Raw genomic sequence first — 5,712 nt, 5'->3', positions numbered from 1 at the left:
GGCTCGCGCAGGCCGCCGCTGCCGCCGATGCCGAGCATCCCGTCGATGATCAGGTCCGCGCGGCCGATCGCCTGCCGCGCGTCGTGTCCCGCGTCGTAGCGGGCGCCTATATCCGGGCGCGTGTCGTCGGGGCCGCGGGGCGGCGCGACCGTGACGACGCGGCCGCCGCGCGTCCTGAGGGCCGCCACGCCGCCAGGATGGATCTTCTGGCCGGCCTGGATCGCGGTCACCGCGGCGCCGCGAGCGGCGAGCAGTGCGCCCGCGTACAGCGCGTCCCCGCCGTTGTCCCCGGTGCCCGCGAGCACCGTGACCCGCGCCCCGTAGACCCCGCCTGGGCCGCCTGGGCCGCTGCTCAGCAGCTCCGCGCACACCGATGCCAGTCCCGCCGCCGCGCGCTGCATGAGCGCGCCATCGGGGACCAGCGCCATCAACGCGGCTTCCGCCGCGCGGACCTTGGCTACCTGGTAAGCGTCACGCACGCTGCCTAGTCTGCCCCGCCTTCGGCGATGACAACAGCGGTCGCCACGCCGCCGTCGTGGCTGAGCGACACGTGCCAGCGCGTCACCCCGGCGCGCGCGGCGGCGGCCGCGACCGTGCCGTAGACCCTGAGCTCGGGCTGGCCGTCCGCGCCGGTAATGATCTCGGCGTCTGTCCACACCAGGCCGTGCGGCGCACCGAGGGCCTTCGCCAGGGCCTCCTTCGCCGCGAAACGCGCCGCCAGCGACGGCAGCGGAAGGTCGCGTTCTCTCTCAGTGAACAGCCTGATGGCAAGACGTTGCGTCCGGGCTAGCCCGGACGCGAGGCGGGCGATCTCGACGACGTCGATGCCGACACCGACGATCATGCCATCGCCAGGCGTACCGCCTCCGCGAGCTGGGCCGCGACGCGCTCGGCCAATTCGCTCTCCCGCGCCTCGACCATCACCCTGATGGCCGGCTCGGTGCCGCTCGGCCGCAGCAGCACTCGCCCCTTGGTGCCCACCGCGACCTCGGCGGCGCTGACCGCGCGCTCGAGCGCCGGGTCGGCCATCGCACGGACCTTGTCGCCGCGCACGTTGATCAGGACCTGCGGGTACCTGGTCATCGCCTTCGCGGCGGCGGAGACGGGGACGCCGCTGCTGTTCACCGCGGCGAGCAGATGCAGCCCCGTCAGCACGCCGTCGCCGGTGGTGGCGTGGCCCATCTGGATGATGTGCCCGGACTGCTCGCCGCCGAGCACGTAGCCGCCGTCCCGCATGGCGGCGTACACGTACTTGTCGCCGACCGGGGTCTGGACCACGGTGATGCCGGCGTCCCGCATCGCGTCGTGGAAGCCGAGGTTGGACATCACGGTCACGACCACTGCGTCGCCCGCGAGCTGGCCGCTGCGCTTGAGCTGCGACGCGAGCACGGTGAGGATCTGGTCGCCGTCGAGCGGCGCGCCGTCGGCGTCCACGGCGAGGCAGCGGTCGGCGTCACCATCGAAGGCCAGGCCCGCGTCCGCGCCGTGCTCGGCGACCGCGGCGGCCACCGCGTCCAGGTGAGTCGATCCGACGCCGGCGTTGATGTTCTCGCCGTCCGGCGCGGCCCCGATGGCGATGACCTCGGCGCCGGCCCGGCGCAGCGCCCGCGGGCCGATGCTGTACGCCGCGCCGTGCGCGCAGTCCACGACGACGCGCAGCCCTTGCAGCGGTGGACGCCTGTCTGCCGCCACCGGCAGCGTGGCGAGCAGGTGGTCGAGGTACACCTCGTGCTTGGAGTACGCGTCGGTGACCCGGCCGAACGCGACCGGTTCAGCCGCGGCGTCCTGGACGCGGGTCTTGTCCGGCGGCGTCGCCCGCAGCAGGGCCTCGATCTCGTCCTCGGTCTCGTCAGGAAGCTTGACCCCGCCGGGGCCGAAGAACTTGATTCCGTTGTCCGGCGCCGGATTGTGGCTCGCGGACAGCACCACGCCGAAGTCCGCCTGCAGCGCGCCGGTGAGGTAGGCGACGCCAGGCGTGGGGATGACTCCGAGCCTGAGCACGTCGACGCCGGCGCTGGCCAGCCCGGCGACGACAGCTGCCTCGAGGAAGTCGCCGGACGCGCGCGAGTCACGGCCGATTACTGCCACCGGGCGGCCTGGGCGCTGAGGGCGGCCGGCGCGGTCAGCGAGCACCGGCACCGCCGCCATGGCCAGTTCCATGGCGAGCTGCGCCGTCAGCTCACGCCCGGCCACTCCTCGAACGCCGTCAGTACCGAAAATCCGGCCCATGTCAGGTATCCGGGGTCGAGGCGACGGTTAGCGCTTGGAGTACTGCGGAGCCTTGCGGGCCTTCTTGAGGCCGTACTTCTTCCGCTCCGTCACCCGGGCGTCCCTGGTAAGGAAGCCGGCCTTCTTGAGCGGCGGCCGGTTCTCCGGGTCGACAAGGATCAGCGCGCGGGCGACGCCGAGCCGCAGCGCGCCGGCCTGGCCGGTGACGCCGCCGCCGCCGATGCGCGCGAGCACGTCGAACTTGCCCTCGGCGCCGATCAGCACGAATGGCTCGCTGACGATCTGCTGGTGCACCTTGTTCGGGAAGTACGAGTCAAGGGGCCGACCGTTGATCGTCCACTGGCCGGTGCCAGGGACGATGCGGACGCGGGCGATGGCCTCCTTGCGGCGGCCGGTGCCGGCGGCATTGCCGGTGATCACCGGACGGCGCGCGACCCTGGTAGCGGCGGCCTCAGAAGACTCGCTGGTGTACTCCGACGGGGTTTCCTCGCCGCCGGAACTGTCGTCGGCGAACTCCGGGGCGGAGTTAGCCGTCTCTTCTGCGGGCGTCTCTACGCCGGTGGGCTCGGCCACGGTGCTATTCCTCACGCTTCCTTGCGGCACTACTGGGAAATCTGCCGGATCTCGTACGGCTGTGGCTGCTGCGCCCGGTGCGGGTGGTCGGGACCGGCGTAGACCTTGAGCTTGCCGAGCGTCTTGCGGCCGAGCGAGTTCTTCGGCAGCATCCCCTTGACGGCCTTCTCGACGGCTCGCTCCGGGTGCTTGGCCATCAGGTCCGCGTAGCTGACCGCGCTCAGGCCGCCCGGGTAGCCGGAGTGCCGGTAAGCCTTCTTGTCCTGCAGCTTCGAGCCGCTGAGCGCGACCTTGTCCGCGTTGACCACGATGACGAAATCGCCGGTGTCGACATGCGGCGCGAAAATGGGCTTGTGCTTGCCCCGCAGCAGCACCGCCACGTGGCTGGCCAGGCGGCCGAGCACGACGTCAGTGGCGTCGATGACATGCCACTGCCGTGTGATGTCACTGTTCTTCGGGCTGAAAGTGCGCACAGTCGTTAAGCCTTCGCATGTGGTTCGTTAGACAGGAGACCTGCCGACGGAGTCCGTCGCTCCACCCGCCCCCGCGACCGGCTCAGCGTGCGTGACGCTATGCGCCGCTCGTCGCGGATGACGCCAATGCAGCATACTGCGAATCCGTCCCGCACGCCAACGCGCGCGAATACGCCCCCGCAGGATCATTGAATTTTACCCCACCCCGAGGCCCCCGCGGCCGCGGCCGCCGTCCCGCGTTCCTGGGACACTGCTTACGATTTGGACTCTTAGGATTACAGAGCGCTGAAAGTTCTGCGACCACCCGTGCCGGGCTGGTATGGACGATAACCTCTCTCCCATGGGATACCAGGGTGAGGACGGCTCCCGCACGCGAGCGAACTCACGGCGCCAACCTCCCTGGCAGTCGTCGTCGGATCCGGGGCAGGCCGATTACGGCGACGGCCACGACGCCCACGCGCCAGACGACTCGTACGCCGGCTACGACGCGTACGACCACGGCCGCGACGGCTACGGCGACGACGGGTTCGGCCAGCCGGACGGCTACGGCGGCTCAGGGGGCTACCCGGCCCAGCCAGGCGGCTACGGCTCAGGGGGCTATCCCGCGCAAGCGGACAGCTACGGCGGCTCCGGGGGTTATCCAGCGCAGCCAGATGGCTACCGCGGCTCAGGAGGCTATCCCGCCCAGCCGGATGGCTACGGCTCAGGCGGGTACCCGGCCCAGCCGGACAGCTATGGCGGCTCAGGCGGGTACCCGGCCCAGCCGGACAGCTATAGCGGCTCAGGCGGGTACCCGGCCCAGCCGGACAGCTATAGCGGCTCAGGCGGCTACCCGGCCCAGCCAGGCGGCTACGGCTCAGGGGGCTATCCGGCGCTGGGCAACGGCGCCGAGGCTGACGACGTTGCCGGGCGCTACGCGGGCAACGACTGGTACGGCGGCCGGCCGGCCGGGGCTTCCGGCTCCGGTGCCGGTTTCGCCGATACCGGCACGTACAACCTGGATGCCCGCACCATCGACGCGTACGGCAGCGGACCGTACCCGGCAGCCAGGGAGGCAGCCGACCCGCCGGGCCTCGTGCACACCGGGGAGCAGGAGCGGTACGACGGCCAGTACGGCGCGTACGCCGGCTACCAGGACCGCGGCGAGTACCAGGACGCGCCGGGGTACGGCCCTTCCCAGGGCTTTGACCAGGGAGGCTACGGCCAAGGCTACGAGAGCCGCGACGACTACGACGACCCCTACCAGGACCGGTACGGTGACGACGGGACAGCGCCGCCCGCGGGCAAGCCCGGCAAGGGCGGCAAGGGCAGGAAGCCCCGCAAGACCGGGAAGAACCCACACGGCAAGCGCCGGCTGCTGATCGCGGGTACCGCGGTCGTGGTAGCGGGGATACTCGCGGCGGCTGGCTACGTCTTCGTGCTGAAGCCGAAGCCCTCCACGGTAACCCCCACGTCGGCCGCCCCGCTCCCGTCCCCTGGCACCGGCTCCGCGGCCACCGCCGCCTGCGTCAAGCAGTTCGGCCAGTACTGCCACATCGAGCTGCGCACCGACGATCCCGCCCCGCTGACGCTGGCCGAGCTCTTCCCGCCCGCGTTCGTGAACGAGACCGACCACGGCTCGTTCACCAGGGCGGGCACGAAGCTGGACACGACCTGCTCGAAGGCCGTCATCGGCCAGGACCTGACCAGCGCGCTGCAGGACGGCAAGTGCACGCAGGTGCTGCGCGCCAGCTACTTCTCCGGCGACGGCAAGATGATGGGCACCATCGGCGTCGCCAACCTGTCCACCACCAACGAGGCGCACCACGCGGGGAAGCTGGTCGGCAACAGCGACTTCGTCGATCCGCTGAGCACGACCACGGGCGTCACGAGCAAGCTCGGCAAGGGCACAGGGATCGTCGAGGCGGAGTACAAGGGCCACTACCTGATCATGATCTGGGCCGAGTTCACCTCGACGAACGCGCCCGCGAACAACACGCAGGATCAGCAGCTCCAGCAGTTCGGCGCCGACCTGATCGCCGGCACCGCCAACATCAGCCTGAGCCAGCGCATGCTCAACGGCCACCCCGCGACGGCCGCCAGTTAGCCGCCGGTGTCCTGGGTGACGCGCACCCGCCTGGTGAGCGTGGCGCGCGCCGCCAGCTGACCGGGCGCCGGGTAGCGCACTTCCTCCAGGCAGAGCCCGTGCGGCGGCACCACCCGGACCGCGGGGTCGCGGACCGCGGCGGCGAGGACGGCGGACGGCCACGACGGCGGACGGCTGCCCTCACCGACCGCGAGGAGCGCGCCGACAAGCGCGCGGACCATGTTGTGGCAGAAGGCGTCCGCGACCACGCAGGCGACCGCGACGCCGTCGTCGTCCCGCTGCCAGTCGAGGCGGCGCAGCGCGCGCATCGTGGTCGCGCCCTCTCTGCGCCGGCAGAAGGCGGCGAAGTCG

Annotated in this window: 6 protein-coding genes and 1 pseudogene; 1 reads left to right on the top strand and 6 read right to left on the bottom strand. The window is 71.5% G+C overall.

Translation table 11 applies throughout. The features are described 5' to 3' along the window. The 5 genes from WA805_RS01090 to rplM form a co-directional block, all read right to left on the bottom strand. A partial coding sequence (locus tag WA805_RS01090) for an NAD(P)H-hydrate epimerase (RefSeq protein WP_425241435.1) occupies positions 1-479 on the bottom strand: 479 nt, incomplete at its 3' end. A 5-nt stretch (positions 480-484) separates the two neighbouring features. Continuing rightward, positions 485-844: a holo-ACP synthase gene (locus tag WA805_RS01085; protein WP_422280464.1), complete on the bottom strand. Its 360-nt coding sequence runs from the start codon at positions 842-844 to the stop codon at positions 485-487. Then, positions 841-2,229, bottom strand: coding sequence for a phosphoglucosamine mutase (glmM, locus tag WA805_RS01080; RefSeq protein WP_422280462.1), 1,389 nt, complete (start codon positions 2,227-2,229; stop codon positions 841-843). The genes WA805_RS01085 and glmM overlap by 4 nt, the downstream gene beginning before the upstream one ends. Before the next feature lie 27 nt (positions 2,230-2,256). Continuing rightward, positions 2,257-2,802: a 30S ribosomal protein S9 gene (gene rpsI / locus WA805_RS01075; protein ID WP_422280460.1), complete on the bottom strand. Its 546-nt coding sequence runs from the start codon at positions 2,800-2,802 to the stop codon at positions 2,257-2,259. A gap of 29 nt (positions 2,803-2,831) precedes the next feature. Beyond that, on the bottom strand, positions 2,832-3,275 hold the full coding sequence (gene rplM, locus WA805_RS01070; RefSeq protein ID WP_422280458.1) for a 50S ribosomal protein L13: 444 nt from the start codon (positions 3,273-3,275) through the stop codon (positions 2,832-2,834). A gap of 340 nt (positions 3,276-3,615) precedes the next feature. Between rplM and WA805_RS01065 the strand changes: the two genes are divergently transcribed. Beyond that, entirely contained in the window at positions 3,616-5,361 is a 1,746-nt protein-coding gene (locus WA805_RS01065) for a hypothetical protein (protein ID WP_425241434.1), read from the top strand. Here WA805_RS01065 and WA805_RS01060 read toward each other — a convergent pair. Beyond that, positions 5,358-5,712 (bottom strand): annotated as a pseudogene (locus tag WA805_RS01060) (tRNA pseudouridine(38-40) synthase TruA); the annotation flags it as partial. The gene WA805_RS01065 and the pseudogene WA805_RS01060 sit on opposite strands and share 4 nt — an antisense overlap.

It is taken from the genome of Trebonia sp. (assembly GCF_049794275.1).
Taxonomy (GTDB): Bacteria; Actinomycetota; Actinomycetes; order Streptosporangiales; family Streptosporangiaceae; genus Trebonia.
The sequence above is the reverse complement of the archived record's forward strand: the minus strand, read 5'-3'. Positions and strand labels throughout refer to the sequence as shown.

Excerpts from the sequence above, each read along its gene's own strand:
- glmM (WP_422280462.1), bottom strand. The coding sequence starts at position 2,229 with ATGGGCCGGATTTTCGGTACTGACGGCGTTCGAGGAGTGGCCGGGCGT.
- WA805_RS01065 (WP_425241434.1), top strand. The coding sequence starts at position 3,616 with ATGGGATACCAGGGTGAGGACGGCTCCCGCACGCGAGCGAACTCACGG.
- WA805_RS01085 (WP_422280464.1), bottom strand. The coding sequence starts at position 844 with ATGATCGTCGGTGTCGGCATCGACGTCGTCGAGATCGCCCGCCTCGCG.